The sequence below is a fragment of the Psychrobacter luti genome, from assembly GCF_014192115.1.
Taxonomy (GTDB): domain Bacteria; phylum Pseudomonadota; class Gammaproteobacteria; order Pseudomonadales; family Moraxellaceae; genus Psychrobacter; species Psychrobacter luti.
On the sequence record NZ_JACHXL010000001.1, the window covers coordinates 275,227 to 293,656 of the forward strand.

Annotated in this window: 16 protein-coding genes; 10 read left to right on the plus strand and 6 right to left on the minus strand. The window is 43.0% G+C overall.

Annotated features, from left to right (window positions below; all coding sequences use genetic code 11):
• The first annotated feature begins 306 nt into the window (after positions 1 to 306).
• Positions 307 to 705, plus strand: a complete 399-nt coding sequence (locus tag FHS24_RS01105; RefSeq protein WP_183617989.1) for a DUF4377 domain-containing protein — start codon at positions 307 to 309, stop codon at positions 703 to 705.
• A gap of 126 nt (positions 706 to 831) precedes the next feature.
• Here FHS24_RS01105 and FHS24_RS01110 read toward each other — a convergent pair whose 3' ends face one another.
• Positions 832 to 2,265: an L-serine ammonia-lyase gene (locus FHS24_RS01110; protein WP_183617991.1), complete on the minus strand. Its 1,434-nt coding sequence runs from the start codon at positions 2,263 to 2,265 to the stop codon at positions 832 to 834.
• A 661-nt stretch (positions 2,266 to 2,926) separates the two neighbouring features.
• Here FHS24_RS01110 and FHS24_RS01115 point away from each other — a divergent pair.
• Entirely contained in the window at positions 2,927 to 4,246 is a 1,320-nt protein-coding gene (locus FHS24_RS01115; protein WP_201599018.1) for a solute carrier family 23 protein, read from the plus strand.
• A 132-nt stretch (positions 4,247 to 4,378) separates the two neighbouring features.
• Here FHS24_RS01115 and FHS24_RS01120 read toward each other — a convergent pair whose 3' ends face one another.
• The gene (locus tag FHS24_RS01120) at positions 4,379 to 5,311 is read right to left on the minus strand and encodes a DMT family transporter (RefSeq protein ID WP_183617995.1); all 933 of its coding nucleotides are present in this window, start codon (positions 5,309 to 5,311) and stop codon (positions 4,379 to 4,381) included.
• A 319-nt stretch (positions 5,312 to 5,630) separates the two neighbouring features.
• On the opposite strand from FHS24_RS01120, the gene FHS24_RS01125 reads away from it, so the two are divergent.
• On the plus strand, positions 5,631 to 6,695 hold the full coding sequence (locus tag FHS24_RS01125) for a WG repeat-containing protein (RefSeq protein WP_183617997.1): 1,065 nt from the start codon (positions 5,631 to 5,633) through the stop codon (positions 6,693 to 6,695).
• Between the two features lie 130 nt (positions 6,696 to 6,825).
• On the opposite strand, the gene FHS24_RS01130 is transcribed toward FHS24_RS01125, so the two are convergent.
• A complete protein-coding gene (locus FHS24_RS01130) occupies positions 6,826 to 7,872 on the minus strand; it encodes an alpha/beta fold hydrolase (protein ID WP_183617999.1) in 1,047 nt (348 codons plus the stop codon).
• Positions 7,873 to 7,900: 28 nt separating this feature from the next.
• Complete coding sequence (locus FHS24_RS01135; RefSeq protein ID WP_183618001.1) at positions 7,901 to 8,065, minus strand: rubredoxin; 165 nt, start codon at positions 8,063 to 8,065, stop codon at positions 7,901 to 7,903.
• 343 nt (positions 8,066 to 8,408) lie between these two features.
• On the opposite strand from FHS24_RS01135, the gene FHS24_RS01140 reads away from it, so the two are divergent.
• A complete protein-coding gene (locus tag FHS24_RS01140; RefSeq protein ID WP_183618003.1) occupies positions 8,409 to 8,978 on the plus strand; it encodes an adenine phosphoribosyltransferase in 570 nt (189 codons plus the stop codon).
• An 87-nt stretch (positions 8,979 to 9,065) separates the two neighbouring features.
• Here the strand turns inward: FHS24_RS01140 and FHS24_RS01145 are convergent, their stop codons facing one another.
• A complete protein-coding gene (locus FHS24_RS01145) occupies positions 9,066 to 9,560 on the minus strand; it encodes a hypothetical protein (protein WP_183618005.1) in 495 nt (164 codons plus the stop codon).
• 154 nt (positions 9,561 to 9,714) lie between these two features.
• Complete coding sequence (locus FHS24_RS01150) at positions 9,715 to 10,656, minus strand: transaldolase (RefSeq protein ID WP_183618007.1); 942 nt, start codon at positions 10,654 to 10,656, stop codon at positions 9,715 to 9,717.
• Between the two features lie 549 nt (positions 10,657 to 11,205).
• On the opposite strand from FHS24_RS01150, the gene pheA reads away from it, so the two are divergent.
• The 6 genes from pheA (at position 11,206) to FHS24_RS01180 (ending at position 18,388) form a co-directional block, all read left to right on the plus strand.
• Positions 11,206 to 12,387, plus strand: a complete 1,182-nt coding sequence (gene pheA, locus FHS24_RS01155; protein ID WP_183618009.1) for a prephenate dehydratase — start codon at positions 11,206 to 11,208, stop codon at positions 12,385 to 12,387.
• 96 nt (positions 12,388 to 12,483) lie between these two features.
• Entirely contained in the window at positions 12,484 to 13,629 is a 1,146-nt protein-coding gene (gene hisC / locus FHS24_RS01160) for a histidinol-phosphate transaminase (RefSeq protein WP_183618011.1), read from the plus strand.
• Between the two features lie 165 nt (positions 13,630 to 13,794).
• Complete coding sequence (locus tag FHS24_RS01165) at positions 13,795 to 16,104, plus strand: bifunctional prephenate dehydrogenase/3-phosphoshikimate 1-carboxyvinyltransferase (RefSeq protein WP_183619073.1); 2,310 nt, start codon at positions 13,795 to 13,797, stop codon at positions 16,102 to 16,104.
• 304 nt (positions 16,105 to 16,408) lie between these two features.
• The gene (gene rarD / locus FHS24_RS01170) at positions 16,409 to 17,371 is read left to right on the plus strand and encodes an EamA family transporter RarD (RefSeq protein WP_183618013.1); all 963 of its coding nucleotides are present in this window, start codon (positions 16,409 to 16,411) and stop codon (positions 17,369 to 17,371) included.
• A gap of 83 nt (positions 17,372 to 17,454) precedes the next feature.
• A complete protein-coding gene (gene folB / locus FHS24_RS01175) occupies positions 17,455 to 17,865 on the plus strand; it encodes a dihydroneopterin aldolase (RefSeq protein ID WP_183618015.1) in 411 nt (136 codons plus the stop codon).
• Complete coding sequence (locus FHS24_RS01180; protein ID WP_227671767.1) at positions 17,855 to 18,388, plus strand: 2-amino-4-hydroxy-6-hydroxymethyldihydropteridine diphosphokinase; 534 nt, start codon at positions 17,855 to 17,857, stop codon at positions 18,386 to 18,388. Before folB ends, FHS24_RS01180 begins: the two co-directional genes overlap by 11 nt.
• Positions 18,389 to 18,430 lie beyond the last annotated feature (42 nt).

An 18,430-nucleotide genomic window follows, 5' to 3' on the forward strand; every position in this document is an offset into this window, starting at 1 on the left:
AAACCGTTTATTAACATCAGTTGCAAAAGCTGACGTTACGTTACAAAGCAGTTATAGAGGCTAAGGGGTTCGACGACTTATACTAGCTGCAGTAAACAATAGGCGGTACTGATGGAGATTGGGTTATTTAACTTGAATCGAGTTTGTCTTAATTTTATAGCTTTAACTCTATAGTTAGAGTGGATTTAAAACTGAGACTTTCATTCACAGTATCTTCATAAATGCCTACTACCTTTTGAATAATGACAATTGATTAAAATGAGTTCAAAAGGTAATGATTAATACTAATAAACTGAGGATTTAATAATGAAAAAATTAGCAATTGCTGCATTGATGACGACTTTTGTTTTATCAGGTTGTTCTACCATGGGTATGAACGATGAGCGTACTATGGTGGTTGAAGGCGAAGCAATGAATGTCAAAGTAGTTAACATTCCAAGCTTTAAAATAGAAATAGCACCTCTAAAAGCAGTTTGTGAGCTGCCAGATGCTAATGGCAATAAAATTGAGTCAGAGTGCCTACAGTATCGTCAGACTTATCAGAAAAACTACACACCTTTAAACGGTAATATTCAGGGCTTCACTTATGAGCCAAATTATCGCTATATTTTAGATGTACGCCAAGAAGCGGTTATGAATGAAGCGACTCAGGTGGTTAAGCCAGTTTGGATTCTAAACGAAGTGGTTTCAAAAACTGCTGAATAACTTCTAGACCTAATTAGCATTAGATAATACTGTCAAATTAGAATAGTTAACTACTTATAAAAAAGCCTCTAATCATTAGAGGCTTTTTTGGGTTTTAATTTTAAATAATGAAAGTCATTATTTGGATTAACATTGACTGTAATTGACACTAACGCCACGGGTAGCAGTGGGGATGCGGTTATCAGCATAAATAGCAAGACCACCGCGTGCGGTTTCTTTGTATTTATCAGACATATCAGCGCCTGTCTGCTTCATGGTTTCAATCGCTTTGTCTAGAGAAACAAAGTGCTGACCATTGCCGCGGCAGGCAAGACGGGCAGCATTAATGGCTTTTACCGCGCCCATTGCATTACGCTCAATACAAGGGACTTGTACCAAGCCGCCAATCGGGTCACAAGTCAGACCCAAATTATGCTCGATACCAATTTCGGCGGCATTTAAGCATTTGGCTGGCGAGCCACCCATAATCTCTGCCAATGCCGAACCTGCCATGGCACAGGCTGAACCCACTTCACCTTGGCAGCCAACTTCAGCACCAGATATAGAAGCGTTTTGCTTAATTAAGCTGCCAATGGCAGTGGCATTTAATAAAAACTTACGGACGCCATCTTGGTTATAATCGGTTAAAAAATCACGATAATAGTGCAAGACAGCAGGAATGATACCCGCCGCACCATTGGTCGGTGCCGTGACAACTTTACCGCCATTGGCATTTTCTTCATTGACGGCAAGGGCATACAAATCGACCCAATCCATTGCTGCGAGCTTATCGGTTTTGGCGATAGGCAAGTCTTTTTCAGCGCATAGTTGATTATGTAAATCGTGGGCGCGGCGTTTAACATCAAGTCCGCCCGGTAAAATGCCACTGTTTTTACAACCTTGAGTCACACAGTCCTGCATCACCTCCCAAATCGTATCTAAATAGCTAAAGATATCGGCTTGATTGCGATAGTGACACTCGTTAGCGAGTACCAGCTCACTGATACTTAAATCATGCTCACGGCATTGTTCAAGCAACTCTGCAGCAGTATTAAAAGGGTAGGGAACGATATCAATCGTTGGGCTGGCGTGATCTTCATCGGGATTATTCGCATCATCTTCATTGATAACGAAGCCGCCACCAACTGAATAATAAGTCTGCTGGTACTTGCTACCATCGGTTAATAACGCGCGGATAGTCAATGCATTAGGATGATAAGGTAATACGGTATCATCGTACCAATACATATCACGCTCGCTATCGAATTCGATAATATGTTCGCCGGATAAATTAAGCTGCTTATCAGCAAAAATAGGTGCTAGATATTCGCCAGTCAAGCGGGTGTCAATGGTGCTCGGCGTATGTCCAAGTAAGCCCAAATATATCGCCGTATCGGTTGCGTGCCCTTTACCGGTAGCGGCCAAAGAGCCATAAAGCTCTATTTCAATATTTTTAATCGTCGTTAATGGGCTCTGCTTAAGCAATGACGTCAAAAATAAGTTGGCCGCCACCATAGGTCCGACCGTGTGAGAGCTTGACGGTCCAATACCAATTTTAAATAAGTCGAAAACACTAATCATATAAATACCAATAAATTGTCAGTGCATCAGCGTATGTTATAGATAGGCTTGAGTACTGGTGTGAAAAAAGGTAATAGATAATGGCCCCAAAAGCCTTGATAAATAAACACGATGACAAGGGCAGACGTTTATTGGAATGCGCTCTTCAATAAATTTGAGTATATTAAAAAATATGGGATATTATCTATAAATGTCTCCCAGTATAGGCGTACAGAGACCTGCTGAATAATAACTTTTATTTATCATAGAACTCCGTTATCATGCACGCAGCTACTACCTGTGTAACATCCTGTAAGCTTATTGGTGCTATTTGGCACTATATAGTGAGCAACGTCGCAGAAAGCCTTAAACTATTTTTAATAGAACCTAGTTAACGGTCTGCATTTGGCCAAAGTAAACCACTTTTCTGCTGTTATCGTTTTTTTAATTCCTCTATAGTTGTTGATAATTAGCATGACTTAGCTGTCATCGTTTTGACTTAATTGATAGTTGTATTTCTCACAGTTGTATTTCTCACAGTTTTTAGCTGACTCGTATTCTCTCAGCTCAAATAGGACAGCGCATGACAACTCCCGAACCTCATTCTCCAAAACCCGAAAATAGCACCCAAGCATCTGCTCCTCACAATGCTCTAGAAGCGGCTGGCATCGATGCAGCTGCGATGAGCTATCCGCACAATCCAGACTTTGATAATGGTCGTTGGTTTCCAACGTGGCGTCCGTATGGCGGTGATTTGGATCGTGATCCGGTCGGTATCAATGAGTATTTGCCACCAGCAAAGAGCGTTTTGTTAGGTGTGCAGCATACATTTGCGATGTTTGGGGCGACGGTGCTGGCGCCATTATTAATGGGCTTTGACCCTAATTTAGCCATTTTGATGTCCGGTATTTGTACGGTGATGTTTTTTATGATTACCGGCGGGCGTATGCCCAGTTATTTGGGCTCAAGTTTTGCCTTTATTGGTCCTGTTATTGCAGTGACGGCTTATGCAGGCGTAGGATTTAATAACAATTTGAATGTCGCCTTGGGCGGTATCATGGCATGCGGCATCATTTATGCTTTGATAGGTTTGTTGGTTATGAAAACGGGCACAGGCTGGATTGAGCGTCTGATGCCGCCTATTGTTACCGGTGCAATTGTAATGATTATTGGTTTGAATTTAGCGCCAGTGACCATTCAAGGGGTATCTGCCAACCAGTTTGATGCATGGATGGCCACGCTGACAGTATTGCTTATCAGTGGGGTGGCTGTATTTACCCGCGGTATGCTGCGCCGTCTGTTGCTGTTGGTTGGCTTGATATTGTCTTATATCGCCTATTTTGTCATGACCAATGTGCTCGGTTATGGCGTTCCGATTGACTTTACCAGTGTATCAGCAGCGTCATGGATTGGTCTGCCAAGTATCCATTCACCGCGTTTTGAGATGAGTGCGATTATATTAATTGCGCCTGTTGCTTTTATTTTAGTGGCCGAAAACTTGGGGCATTTTAAAGCAGTGGAAGGTATGACTAAAGCACGAGTGACGCCTTATATGGGTCGGGCATTTTTTGCTGATGGCTTAGCGACAACGTTTTCGGCAGGTTTTGGTGGTACAGGCGTAACCACTTATGCAGAAAACATCGGTGTCATGGCCGTGACCAAAGTATATAGCACGACGATTTTTGTGGTAGCCGGTTTGGTTGCTATCTTGCTTGGGCTATCACCAAAATTTGGTGCAATTATTCAAACGATACCGGCGGCTTTATTGGGTGGCGCATCTATTGTGGTGTTCGGTTTGATTGCGATTGCAGGGGCAAAGATTTGGATAGACAATCGTATCGACTTTAGTAAAAACAGCAATTTAATCATTGCTGCGGTGACTGTTATTATGGGTACAGGTAATTTTAGCTTACATTTAGGCGGCTTTGACTTGGGCGGTATTGGTACGGCTACCTTAGCAGCGATTGTGCTTAATGCTTTATTTAATAGACAAAAAGACTAACCACCAAAAAAATTGATGTTTTATTCATAGAATTAAAGAACTTAATATACTGATAAATAAAAGCCACAATAATAATTGTGGCTTTTATTTGTTACGACGCTTATTTATAAACATTATTATTTGCCGCGTTCTTTATTTATAGTCACGTTTATAAAATCGTGAAAAAAACCGATAACGTCGTAGCGCGCGCGGTTTGGGTTTTAATGAACCTAAATAGATAGCAAACATGGTCAGCAATGCGCCACTCCATTGTAAGGTATTAATCGGTTTATCAAGCCAGCTATAGTCAATCACCAAGGCAGCAATCGGCTCGGTTAATAAGAGCAGCCCTGTCAATGCTAAAGACAATTTAGGAATAGAGTAGGCAATAAGCCCCCAAGCTAAGCATTGCATCACTGTGCCATAAATTAACACCCACCCAATATCAGACCACGTATTAGGCAAAATATTACCCATATCGAACACGAACATCGGGACAATCATCGCCATTACGCCGCCGATGCTAATCAGTTGCATGAGCATGAATATCGGGGTTGGCTCAGTATCGTGAGTTTTGCGGATAAAGGTCATCGATGCGGCAAGCATAGCGCCTGAGACAATGCCCGTAACGAAACCCCAAGTCGCGGCGGTATTTTGCGCAAACTCAGGACTGCCTATCATCGCAACGCCTAACATAGCTAAAAACAAACTGATGAGCTGCAAGATAGATTGGCGCTCATTAAAGTATAAAAAACCAATGGCCGCTAAAAAGAAAATCTGCAAGCTGTTGAGTAAGGTTGAGATACCAGGGCCGACCGCATAAATACTCTCATGCCATAGTGCCAAATCGAGTCCTAAAAATGCACCCGATAATAAACCGTAAAAAATAGCACGCTTTGAGCGCGGTAATCGCTGCCCCGTTACTTTAGCCAATATAGCAAATACCACGCCTGAAATAGCCAGCCGCCAAAATGACATCGCCCAGCCACCGATATCGACATGAGCGACAATCAAGCTACCCAAACCGAAAATAACACAACCAATGACTAAGCCAGTAGCGGCAGAGCGTGAAGAGGCAGTAGCCATGCAATATCCTTATCTCATTACTATGATGCTTTTTTTAAGATGTTTTTTAATTGTTGCTTGCTAGAAAGATGACTTAAACAATCTGTATTGTCAGTGTTTTGCACTTGAAATGGAATGCTTTAGGACGATTTATTTTATGATGACTTAACACACACTGTGTATAAACAAAGCAATCATCTCCTTACAGGAATAGCATTGGCGCAAACGTCGCCATTTGTTACTCTACTACCTATCTGTATTTGAAATCCGTAATGTTTTAGAATAATGACATGCTTTAAATATTCAAATAGCCTTTATTACTTTTAGCCTGGGTTTGCTTATGCTGCTACGTTCTATATCAAGACGACAAATACTCTCTTTATCTACATTACCGCCGCAATTGTCGCGCGGCAGTTTTGCTGTGAACCTGTTTGTGATGAGCATCATCGCTGCTACGCCTCTTTTGATGTCAAATGCGCAAGCAGCCAGCTGTAAAATCCCCAAAAGTTATTATAAAAATGTCTCTTGTACAGCCAGTAACGGCTATTTTTTAGCGATAAAAGACTTTGGCGCGCCAGTTGCCTTAATTGATAAAAAAGGTAAAAGCGTGGTTGATTTATCCCGCTATCAAAAAGTAGATGCCGATAAAATATCGGGCGGATTGCTGCCCGTACTGCGTAACGGGCGGGTGGGTTACGTCAATATGCAAGGTCACGAGGCTATCCCTGTGATGTACGATATGCTCAAGGAGAGTCAAGGTTGGGCGCGTCCCGTGTCTGAAGGTCGCATCGTGGTCAAACAAAACGGTCATTATGGGGTTATCGATACCGCCAATAAGACAATCGTGCCATTTTCTGCCGCGATTAGTGATATCGATGATTATCGCGGCGGCATGACGCAGGTACGTAAAAACCAAGCCATAAGCTGGTTGGATAAAAATGGCAAACCCACGCGTGACTCGAATTCGAATATTAAGGCTGATAGCCAAACATCGATGACAAGAGCCCCTGCTAGCAATAGTAATAATGCTAACGAAAGCGCCAAAGAGATGCAGCAATCAGCGCCATCTAGTCGTTTTACCACGCTGCAGCCACGGCAACAAGATGGCAGATGGGGCTTTGTGGATGATAATAATGTCACCATGATTACTTACTCTTTTGATGAGGTGCGACCATTTTCTGAAGGACTAGCGGGCGTGCGTATCGATAATGAATGGGGCTTTGTTAATTTAGGCGGCGAGTTGGTGATTCCTTTTCGCTTTGATAAGAGCGGTGTGAGTGTAGGCGATAGTTATAAAGGTCAGCCAGCATTTGTATTCACAAATGGCAAAGCATGGATTGGTAATTTAAAAAACGGCGCTAAAATGTGTATTGATAAAGAGGGCGCTAGTGTCGGTTGTGATTAATCTTTGACAGTTATTATTTTATATCATGCTTAAATTTTCAGGTAAAAAAAGAGTGTCAGAACGATGGATAACTTATCGCTTTGACACTCTTTTTTATGGCTCACCAATTAATAGCATGGTGCTTAGAACATTACTTTTCTAATAGATGATTACTAATCAAGTCGACCATATAAGGCTGATAATATTCGGGAATATCGTGCGCCATACCTTCGATTAAATGGAATTTTGCATTGGGAATAGTTTTTGCAACCACCCTTCCTTGCGAGGCAGGTAGTAGCCCATCTGCGCTACCATGCAGCACAATCGTCGGCGCTTTAACTTGCTTACTGTATCTGCTAATCGAACCTGAAGCTAAAATAGCATTGAGCTGTTGTACGGTACCGAGTGGGTGGAAATTACGCTGATAACGTATCTTGGCGATGTCGCGTACCATACGCACATTGACGTGTCCTGGCGTGCCGACAGTCTTCATAAACCAGACGCTATGACGCACAATATCACGCTCAGAATGGCTCTCAGGGCGATTGATGAGGGTATATAACTGTCTTGGCTTAGGCGGTTTTAGAAAGGCGCGATTGGTAGTGGTAAACATCAAGGCCATGCGCTGTATCAAACTTGGATAACGCGCGGCGACGATTTGAGCAATCATACCGCCCATAGAAGCGCCAAGTAGATGCGTTTTACTTAGGTGCAAGGCTTTGATTAAACGCGCCGTATCTTCCGCCATATCGGTTAAGTTATAAGCAACCTGCGCGCCTTTATTCGACAATCCTGTTTGCAGGCGCATCATCATTTTTAATTGACTAATACGTGGCAAACCATCAATCTGTACTTTAGAGGACAAGCCGATATCACGGTTGTCAAAACGTATCACAAAAAAACCAGCATCGATAAGGCGCTTGATGAAGTTATTTGGCCAAAATATCATCTGTGAGCCAAGTCCCATAATCATGAGTAGTGGCGGATTATTTGGGTTACCACCCGCCTCAACGCACAGCTCGATACCGTCACCAATATCTATCATTGCTTGATGAAGGTGCTCGCTTAAGTCGGATGCACGCCAATTATGGTCGCCAAATTGCTGCCATTCAGGGGTTGGGTAATTACCATTTTCCTCTGAAATCTCAGGCGCTTCTAAAATCCTAGGCGCACTATTGATGGGGTTTGATTGTGTCATGAAGTATCCTATTTAAACGGTCATTGGCTTAAAGTTCGAGCATCTCAAAATCAAGCTTGCCAACGCCGCATTCTGGGCAAATCCAATCATCAGGGATATCTTCCCATTTAGTGCCAGGCGCGATGCCTTCTTCAGGACAGCCGAGCTCTTCGTCATATATCCAGCCGCAGACAATACATTCATAACGTTTCATAAATAGTCCTATCGATTATTTTCACTGTTATTACTACCAGTGTTACTAGGTATTTTTTTAAGGCTTATATTGACTACTATAGTCAATATTTAGACCGTAAAAACGCACGTAGTTTATCATATAACCGTAATTTTCATAGTTAAGTTTACACTTGTATATTGAGATTAACCAGCTTTTATCAAGTCATGCAGCATTAGATTCATGGTTTTAGCAGTGCTAAATCGGCCAGTTTTATATCCTCAATAAAGTCGATTATGCTATAATTCTTGCTACCAATTTTATCAATTGAGATATTGACTATCACTGTCATATCCTCTTCCAGTACTATACGCAAAGGGTTATCATGAGCGCTACTGCCGCCGTTCCATCAGCTAATACCACAACTAAATCCTCTCATACACTCAATACTGATCATCCATTTTGGCAAATCATTCGCACAGTACCAGACTTCCCAAAAGTTGGCATTGATTTTTATGATATTACGCCGTTACTACGCAGTCATATTAATGCTGTGATTGATGAGTTGCTTGCTGTACTGCCTGCGGGTTTGCTAGATGAAGTAGATTGCTTAGGTGCAGTAGAAGCGCGTGGATTCGTGTTTGCCAGTTTGCTAGCAGGTCGATTGGGTAAAGGTATGATTTTGCTGCGTAAACCTGGTAAGTTGCCACCGCCAGTCGCCAACAAAGCTTATGCTTTAGAATATGGTAAAGACACGCTTGAGATGCAAAATAACTTACCACCTGAGCGCGTACTGTTGGTCGATGATATTTTAGCTACTGGCGGCACGCTCACCACCGCTTATGAGCTGTGCAAGTCTGCTGAGCATACTGTGGTCGGTGCATTGGTATTGTTAGACCTTGTTGATTTGCATGGTGAATTCCCTGTGCCTGTTTATACGGTTTTAAAAGCTTAGAGAAGAGGTTTTTCGCATAATAAAAAGCGCACTGAATAGTTCAGCGCGCTTTTTTAATTGCATGTGTTTTTTTCGTCTTAACTTGCGTTACTTGTCTTTCTGATAACTTGTACACGCTTGTTCCACTAACATGCGACTAATTGTTTTTGGCTTGGTCACCTTAAAGTCTTTGGTCGTCAATATCGGCTTCTCTGATTGCCAAGATTTTAACACCTTATCGTCAGCAGCGTAGTTGACGTAAGCGCGCCGATAGTAACTAGAATCCTTACAAGAGATGAGTAGTTGCTGGTCGCTATGATTAATGTCTGTTTCTTTAGTCTGTTTCTCTTTACCTTCTTTGTTATCTTTTTCTTTACTATCCTTTATGACCACGGTTTTTGGCGCAGGATAGGTTCTACGAATCGAGACGGTAATATTTTCGACCGTTTTTTCGTCAATAATATGAATGTCTGAGCGTTCGATAGAATCTAAATCTAAGCTAAAAATAGAGCCAGTCTGACTTTCTGATACCTCTAACCAGTTTACCGCATGGGCACTCATTGCAAGCGTACTACCTGCTAATATCACTGCTAGCCGTTTCATAATCGAGCCTTGCTTTTTGTTATATAAAGTCGCTCATCATAGCCAACTTAATAGGGGCAGGCAAATTTCTTTTATGACAAGCGGTTCACGTTGAGGCAATCTTTGCACTCGTGATTAGTAGGCAGACGCTTAGAACGTATAATAAATAGCGCGGTTAATCACGCATGTCTGCTAGCATTTTTGCAAGCTCATCACGCGCACCGATAAAGCCATCGATACCCTTAGGTAGTAAGTCTTGTGTGACCGTATCTTGCTGATAAGCGGCACTGAATTCATCATGCGTTAGACTGACTTTAGCCATATCCGCCAAATCCATTGACATGCTTGGTGACAGCTGGCGTGTGACTTCAATATCCATCGTTGCCAGCTCATCGATAAGATTGGGCGCGATGGTCAAGAGATCACAGCCTGCGAGTGCTAATATCTGCTCAGTCGAGCGGAAGCTTGCACCCATTACTTGCGTCTTATAGCCATGCTGTTTGTAGTACTGATAAATAAGTTTGACCGATTGTACGCCCATATCATCTGAAGCTGGGACGTTTAGACGATTTTGCTGGCGTTTTTGCCAATCTAAAATACGACCTACAAAAGGGGATATCAGGGTCACGCCAGCGTCGGCACAGGCAATCGCTTGATGCTGACCGAATAATAACGTCAGGTTGCAGTGAATGCCCTGAGTTTCAAGATAACGCGCGGCCTCAATCCCTTGCCACGTTGCCGCCATCTTAATCAATACACGTTCTGAATCGATACCTGCTTTTTGGTAGGCTTCCATAAAGCTTAGGGCTTTATCAATGGTCGCTTGGGTATCATAAGACAAGCGTGCATCGACTTCGGTCGAAACACGGCCTTCAATCAATGCCAGAATATTACAGCCAATTTGAATGGTCAGCTCATCAATCACCGCATCGATATCACCGCGATGGCGACTCATGGTTTCTGACAGCATGGCTTCATTATCTGGATGAATGAGCGCTTTGGTAATGAGACTGGGGTTGGTAGTGGCATCGATGGGTTTTAGACGCGCAATGGCGGCAAGGTCGCCCGTATCAGCGACAATGGTGGTCATGGTGCGAAGCTGTTGTAATGCGCTCATCAGATATCCTTGGTATGGTCAATTAACGTTGTTATGTTCTTATTTAGAGGTGTTATTTAAGTTTGCGGTCCATGATATTTTTTATTCACAAAGCAGTTTGTCATGGTGGTGGTGTTGCTCGGGAGTTTGCTTAGCAATAGCGCTTTAGCGTTTGTTAAACCTAAACCTATTGAGTTTAAGCGTCGTTAAAACTTATACGCTATTAAAATTAAGCCTTGCCAGAGCTCTTACGTTGTTAAAACTATGCGCCTTTAATAAGAGCCTTTAAACTGTATCATAGATTTAAGCGTCTGTAGCCTGATAGTTTCATGGAGCTTAGTCGCTATAGGGCATAACTGTGCTAAGATTTATAGCAAATTGACCTTTTACGCGCATTTACGAATGGGCACTGTCGATAGTTTTTGCTATAGTAGAGCCGATCAGCTGTTTGGCTCGCGCGAAACATCAAAAGTAAGCAAGCATTTATTATTAAAACAATCATATTGCACAGATAGTCATCGCTAACAGATATAAACTTTAGTAACAACATTAGAAAAAGGATGGGCGGTAATGAGTGAGCAGTCACCAGAGCAAAATCTAGACAATCTAAACCAAACCCCTGCAAGCGTCAGCGAGGCTGCAACTGATAAAGAATTTTTAAATACATTGCGCCAAAGTATTGATACGGTAGACTGCGAAATTCAAACGCTGATTAACAATCGTGCCAAAATTGCTCAGCAAGTGGCAACAGTGAAGAAAAACCACGTTGCCAATAGTGTTGATGCTGAAAAAACCAATCCTATTTTTTATCGTCCTGAGCGTGAAGCGCAAGTGTTGAAGGCGGTGATGGAACGTAATACTGGACCTATTGCCGATGAAAAAATGGCACGCTTATTCCGTGAAATCATGTCTGTCTGCCTAGACTTAGAAGCACCGCAACGTATTGCGTTTTTGGGCCCTGTTGGTACTTTTACCCATGCTGCAGCATTAAAGCACTTTGGTAAAGCTGCTGATACTGTGCCACTAAATACCATTACTGACGTCTTCCGTGAGGTTGAAGCGGGCACGGCGATGTATGGTGTGGTGCCAGTCGAAAACTCATCAGAGGGCGTGGTCAATCATACCTTAGATGGTTTTTTATCTTCTACGTTAAAGATAATCGGTGAAGTTGAGTTGCCTATTCACCAGAATTTCTTGGTTGCTGAACATACTAAGATAGATGGCTTAAGCCGTATCTACTCGCATCAGCAGTCATTGGCGCAGTGCCGTCATTGGCTTGATGTTAATTATCCAAATGTCGAGCGCGTGGCGGTATCAAGCAATGGCGAAGCAGCCCGTCGTCTCAAAAACGAATGGCATTCAGCGGCGATTGCCGGTGATGTGGCTGCTGCAGAGTATGATTTACATAAGCTTTACTCAAATATCGAAGACAATCCTAGCAATACAACGCGTTTCTTGATCATCGGTCATGAAGCGATTGCGCCATCTGGTCAAGATAAGACCTCGATTATGGTTTCAGCGCATGATAAAGCGGGTGCCCTGATCGAAATATTAAAGCCTTTGTCTTATCATGGCGTATCGATGACCAGTATCGAGACCCGCCCTGAACGTCCTAACAAATGGGCTTACGTATTCTTTATCGATATGGATGGACACATTGAAGACGCAAATGTGAGTGCGGCGATTGCTGATATCCGACCATTGGTCAAAGATTTGCGTATTCTAGGTTCTTATCCAAAAGCCGTGCTATAAAGCTGGCTTAGTTAAAGTATTTATCAAACAGCTAGCAGGAATTAATAAACAGGTATTAACCAATAGCAGATGCGTTATCACCTTTAAGGATAAATCATGCAGTCACCTCAGTCGACAGAGTCAAATTTATTACCGCTAGTGCCTGCCTATGACAGTATCTTAGGGCTGATGCCTTATCAGACGGGGAAGCCGGTCGAAGAGTTGACACGAGAGTACGGCGTCTCAGATGTGGTAAAGCTTGCCAGTAATGAGAATCCGCTGGGCTGCTCACCGCACGTTACGCTCGCGATTACCGAGCAATTGGGTGAATTGGCACGTTACCCTGATGGCAATGGTTATTATCTAAAGCAAGCGCTTGCTGATGTCAATGATGTCAATGTCGAGCAAATTACCTTGGGTAATGGTTCTAGTGATTTATTATATATTCTAGCGAGTAGTTTTGCCGGTAGTGACGATGCCATTATTTATAGCCAATACGCTTTTATCATTTATCCGATGCTGGCCAAAATGCAGGGAGCGACAGGCATAGAAATACCTGCCAGTCGCTTCGGTCATGATTTAAAGGCGATGAGTCAGGCGGTAGCGGACAATCCTAATACCAAGATGGTGTTTATCGCCAATCCTAATAATCCAACCGGCACCCAGCTTGCACATGAAGAGTTACGTGCGTTTGTCGCTAGTGTGCCACGATCAGTATTGGTGGTGTTAGATGAGGCTTATATCGAATATAGCCCTGAGAGTAACAATAGGGCACTATTAGATGAATTTGATAACGTGATTATTGTACGTACCTTTTCCAAAGCCTATGGATTGGCGGGTTTGCGAGTTGGTTATGCGCTAAGCTCAGTGCCAGTAGCGGATTTACTCAATCGAATTCGTCAGCCATTTAACGTCAGCAGGGTGGCACTCGCTGCCGCCGCTGCGGCGCTTGCCGACCAAGATTTTATTGAAGAATCTAGGCTCAATAACCAAGAGCAAATGCGCTGGTTAGAAAAACAATTCGACGCGTTAGGTTTGGGTTTTATTAAGTCGCATGCCAATTTTATCATGGTTGAAATAGAGGTTGAGATGGAAGATATAACCGCTGCTTCTATTCATCAAGCATTGCTGGAGCAGGGCGTTATCGTGCGTCCATTAGAAGGTTATGGCTTGCCCAATTGGCTGCGCATCACGATAGGGGTTGCAGAAGATAATATGCGCCTGATTGATACCTTGCGTTCAATCTTAACTGATGACTTATGACTGATAAAAACTGAGCTACCTGTCATTTAAGAGTTAACTAATTCGATTAATTATTCAATTTTATGATGCCAATATTAGCTAGCTTTACGCCTAGTGATGTTGGTTTGTTGAAAGAGAAACGCCGTGAGTCGCCAGCAAAACAATATAAACACTCAAAATAATAATATGCAATCCTCTATCCATACTCAGCCGCCGTTATTTAAGCAAGTTTGTGTAATTGGTCTAGGGTTGATTGGTGCCAGCCTTGCTCAAGCCATTAAAGACAATGTTTTAAGCGAGCGCTTGGTGGCAGTTGATAGACATGCACCAAGCATCGATGAAGCCATTCAGCAAGGTTTGTTAGACGCGGGTAGTGCTGTATTAAGTGAAGTGGTATTAGGCAGTGACCTGATTGTCATCGCCGTACCAGTACAAGCGGTAGATGCTGTATTTGTTGATATTAAAACCGCCATGGATAATCGACAGCTTGCTGATGATTGCATCATTACTGATGTCTGTAGTACCAAGGTTAATATCATTGAGGCGGCAAAAACGGTCTTTACCTCATTGCCAACGGGTTTCGTACCTGCGCATCCGATTGCTGGTGCTGAAAATTCAGGGTATCATGCTAGGCGCGCCACTTTATTTGCCAATCATAGCGTAATCATTTGTGAGCTGCCAACGACCAATCCTTCAGCAATTAACAGGCTACGTCAATTATGGGAAGTGGTAGGTGCGACTGTCATGTCAATGGATGCTGAGCATCATGATGCTATCTTGGCGCACACCAGTCATTTACCGCATCTGCTGGCGTTTAATTTGGTCGAGCAGCTGGCGAGTCATGATGATAATTTAGATATGTTTCGTTATGCCGCGGGCGGCTTTCGCGACTTTAGCCGCATCGCTGCCAGCGATCCTAAAATGTGGCATGATATATTTTTTGCCAATCATAGCGCGATTGTCAGCGCCCTTGACGAGTATGGCGTTTATCTACAGACCATGCGCCAGCTTATCATTGATAAAGATTCAACCGCCCTGATGGGACTTTTGGGCCGCGCGCAAGCCGCACGGCGACATTTTGGCCATATGTTAGCCAGCACCCCTTATACGGATACTTCTGCCATGTCAGCTTCTTATAATATTACCCCAAGCAACACCGTCTCTGGCACTATTACCATTCCTGGTGATAAGTCTATCTCGCATCGCAGTATCATGCTTGGTAGCCTTGCGACAGGTGTCACCAAGGTTACTGGATTTTTGGAAGGGGAAGATGCGCTTGCTACTTTGCAAGCATTCCGAGATATGGGCGTGACCATTGAAGGTCCTGATAATGGGCAGTTAACCATTCACGGTGTTGGTATGAATGGCTTAAAGCCAAGCAAAACGCCTTTATATATGGGTAACTCAGGTACCAGTATGCGCCTGCTAGCCGGTATCTTAGCGGCACAGTCATTTGACAGTGTGTTGACAGGTGATACCAGTTTGAACAAGCGCCCGATGGAGCGTGTGGCAGCACCTCTTCGAGAGATGGGTGCTGTTATCCAAAGTACCGGTCATAGTGGTACCGCGCCGCTTAGTATCATTGGCCGTGACACTGTTGGCCAGCCGCTCCAAGGTATGGAGTATGATATGCCAGTCGCCTCTGCACAGGTTAAGTCGTGTTTACTACTAGCAGGTTTATGGGCAGAAGGTACAACGACTGTTCTTCAACCTGAAGTTAGCCGCGATCATACTGAGCGTATGCTTTCAGCCTTTGGTTATCCAGTGACTGTGGATGGCAATCGTGTCAGTGTCGAAGGTGGTGGTACGCTTACAGGCGGTGACATTGCTGTGCCTGCTGATATATCCTCTGCGGCATTCTTTATGGTCGCTGCGGCTATCAGTCAAGGTAGCGAGCTGACCCTTACGCAAGTCGGTATTAATCCGACACGCACCGGCATCATCGATATCTTAAAACTGATGAATGCTGATATCAGCTTAAGTAATGAGACCGATGTCGGCGGCGAACCAGTCGCTGATATCACTATTCGTAGCTCAAACCTAAAAGGTATCGAGATTCCAGAACACTTAGTACCTTTAGCAATTGATGAATTTCCAGTATTATTTATTGCTGCTAGCTGTGCAGAAGGTCGTACGGTATTAACGGGGGCAAAAGAATTGCGCGTGAAAGAGTCGGATCGTATTGCTGTCATGGCAGAGGGTCTACAAACGCTAGGTATTGATTGTACGGTTACCGAAGATGGTCTAATTATTGAAGGTAAGGGCAGTAATGTTGATATTAATGAAGTGAATAATAGTCAGCCAGTCTTTGGCGGCGGATATATCACCTCACACCATGACCATCGTATTGCCATGAGCTTTGCGGTTGCTAGCTTGCGCGCATCGAAGCAGATTACCATCGAAGGCGTTGAAACCGTCAATACCAGTTTCCCAGGATTTGCTGAGCTTGCCAACCAAATCGGTATGTCTATTAAAGTGGATAATGGTGCGGCTTAATGCCATCTTAATATGGTAAGCCTTATTGTTAGCTTTTGAAGTTTTAGTTTTTGAGTTATTGAATCTTAAAACGCTGTTTTTCAGGATTCAATAAAATATAAAAGGTTACTTGCAAACCTTGACGTAAAAGTCATTTTTTAAAGTTGTTGTCGTGAGCAATGTGTTGATACTTAACTGGTATTAACGCATTGCTTTTTACTTTCTATCCTATATGTAGTAACCCTGCGCTCTTACCGCTAAGTTTTCATTATTGATAAACATTAGGTGAGGTCGCGCTTTGCTCTAATTTAAGTTGTCTTGCCTTATGACTACTCAAAATGTTGTCAAAAAACCAGTCGCTCCCATTAAAACCACACGAAGTGGTATCGTCACTGCGCTAATCGCTTTTTGTATATGGGGCGCATTTCCTTTATATTTTAAACAATTGGCCGCTTATAACGCGACAGAAATCATCGGTCATCGCATTGTTTGGACGTTTGCCTGTTTGCTCATCGTCGTAGTCGTGACCAAGCGCTGGCAGTGGATAGATACTTTAAAGAAGAATCCAAAGTGGATAGCGTTGACGTTTTTGTCCGGTATCATTATCGCTACCAACTGGCTCACGTACGTATGGGCGGTAAATCACGATCAAATCCTTGAGGCGAGCTTAGGATATTTTATTGGTCCGCTCGTTGGCGTGGCGCTATCGATGATTTTATTCAAAGAGCGCCTACGTACTTTGCAATGGGTCGCGATTGGGTTTGCGCTATTGTCTGTGGTCATTCAAGTGGTGATGCTCGGTAGCTTGCCATGGTTATCACTTATTCTTGCTTTTAGTTTTAGTACTTACGGCACGATTCAACGCCAAACGCCATTGACTGCGGTCGATGCGATGTTTGTTGAAACTACCATGCTGGTACCTATCTTTATTTGGTGGTTTTGGCAAGCCGATGTGGTCAGTAGTCAGCTGAGCTTTTGGTTTACGCCAAACATCTGGTTATTAATGCTGGCAGGTCCGATTACGCTGATACCGTTACTGTTATTTAATAGATCGACTAAACTGGTTGCTTATAGTATTTTAAGCTTTATGAATTATCTGACGCCGACCTTTATTTTCTTCTTGGCGGTATTCTATTATAAAGAGCCTTTTGACCTAAACCGTCTAGCTGTCTTTGGTTTAATTTGGCTCGGGCTGCTATTATTCAGCATTGATTTGTGGCGTCATCGTCCTAGTAAGGCGCTAAAAGCCGAGCGCTTGCGCGAAGAAGCTTTGCAGCAGAGTAAGTAAAAAACAACAAAGTAGATAAAATTTCGAGCTAAAGACCTAAATTAAAAAGCTCAGTTAAAAAATTAATAAATAAGGATGAGCGCATGTTTCATACCGAATCTGATGTGGTGTTTGTCAAAGGTTTAACAGTAGAAGCCGTCATCGGTGTTTATGCATGGGAGCGCGCCATTACGCAGCCGCTCCTAATTGATATAGCGCTTGAAACAGATATTAGTAAAGCTGCTGTTTCAGACGATGTTAATGATGCGCTCAATTACAAAGCGGTCTGTGATGATGTGAGCGAATGGTGCCAAGCGATTAAGGCACAGTTGCTGGAGCATTTGGCTGGGCAAATTGCTGATAAGCTACTCGCAAAATACAACTGTCATAAAATAACGTTAAGTATTGCCAAGCCGACTGCTATTCAGCAGGCTGATGCGGTTGGGGTGCAAATCACACGCTATGCAAAAGCCGGTGCTGACAAGCCAACTGTAAGCAATGGCGATGATGCGTAAGATGCATAAAAATCTAGCTAATTTGAATCTTGATGACTTAAAAAAGTGTGCGCCTGAACAGCTGCAAACGCAGTCGGTGACAGCAGTACTATTGGCTTTGGGTAGTAACTATCAAGCTGAAAAATACTTACCACGCGTTCGAGAGAAATTAGCCGTTTTAGGTGAAATACAGCTGTCCATGGCATTTCAAAACCCTGATTTTACGGCAACACCTGAGCTGCCAAAACCCGATTATACCAATCAGTGTGTTTATCTAATCCTTACATCTGTTATGACCTTGCAACAGTTGCAGCACACCTTTAAGAAATTTGAAAGTGATTGCGGTAGACGGCGTTCATCTGAGTCAATAAAAAATCCTATGAAAATAGTCACCATGGATATCGATATTTTACTAATAAAATTAGATGATAAAAAGAATAGCCTAAGCAGAAAATGGTTAATAATGGCGGATCGATATCCATTTAAAACCCATGAAAGAGCAGGGATTGAAGAGTTAGTTTTAGATAGTTATTCAAAAGGTTAAGAAGGGTTTATTGTAGGATAATATTTTTCTAAAGAGCACATG

What these genes read in the sequence shown, in the direction of transcription:
- pheA (WP_183618009.1), top strand. Translation starts at nt 11,206, where the DNA reads ATGAGTGAGCAGTCACCAGAGCAAAATCTAGACAATCTAAACCAAACC.
- FHS24_RS01125 (WP_183617997.1), top strand. Translation starts at nt 5,631, where the DNA reads ATGCTGCTACGTTCTATATCAAGACGACAAATACTCTCTTTATCTACA.
- FHS24_RS01165 (WP_183619073.1), top strand. Translation starts at nt 13,795, where the DNA reads ATGCAATCCTCTATCCATACTCAGCCGCCGTTATTTAAGCAAGTTTGT.
- FHS24_RS01110 (WP_183617991.1), bottom strand. Translation starts at nt 2,265, where the DNA reads ATGATTAGTGTTTTCGACTTATTTAAAATTGGTATTGGACCGTCAAGC.
- FHS24_RS01115 (WP_201599018.1), top strand. Translation starts at nt 2,927, where the DNA reads ATGAGCTATCCGCACAATCCAGACTTTGATAATGGTCGTTGGTTTCCA.
- FHS24_RS01140 (WP_183618003.1), top strand. Translation starts at nt 8,409, where the DNA reads ATGAGCGCTACTGCCGCCGTTCCATCAGCTAATACCACAACTAAATCC.
- FHS24_RS01135 (WP_183618001.1), bottom strand. Translation starts at nt 8,065, where the DNA reads ATGAAACGTTATGAATGTATTGTCTGCGGCTGGATATATGACGAAGAG.
- FHS24_RS01180 (WP_227671767.1), top strand. Translation starts at nt 17,855, where the DNA reads ATGATGCGTAAGATGCATAAAAATCTAGCTAATTTGAATCTTGATGAC.
- FHS24_RS01150 (WP_183618007.1), bottom strand. Translation starts at nt 10,656, where the DNA reads ATGAGCGCATTACAACAGCTTCGCACCATGACCACCATTGTCGCTGAT.
- FHS24_RS01145 (WP_183618005.1), bottom strand. Translation starts at nt 9,560, where the DNA reads ATGAAACGGCTAGCAGTGATATTAGCAGGTAGTACGCTTGCAATGAGT.
- FHS24_RS01130 (WP_183617999.1), bottom strand. Translation starts at nt 7,872, where the DNA reads ATGACACAATCAAACCCCATCAATAGTGCGCCTAGGATTTTAGAAGCG.
- rarD (WP_183618013.1), top strand. Translation starts at nt 16,409, where the DNA reads ATGACTACTCAAAATGTTGTCAAAAAACCAGTCGCTCCCATTAAAACC.
- FHS24_RS01120 (WP_183617995.1), bottom strand. Translation starts at nt 5,311, where the DNA reads ATGGCTACTGCCTCTTCACGCTCTGCCGCTACTGGCTTAGTCATTGGT.
- folB (WP_183618015.1), top strand. Translation starts at nt 17,455, where the DNA reads ATGTTTCATACCGAATCTGATGTGGTGTTTGTCAAAGGTTTAACAGTA.
- hisC (WP_183618011.1), top strand. Translation starts at nt 12,484, where the DNA reads ATGCAGTCACCTCAGTCGACAGAGTCAAATTTATTACCGCTAGTGCCT.
- FHS24_RS01105 (WP_183617989.1), top strand. Translation starts at nt 307, where the DNA reads ATGAAAAAATTAGCAATTGCTGCATTGATGACGACTTTTGTTTTATCA.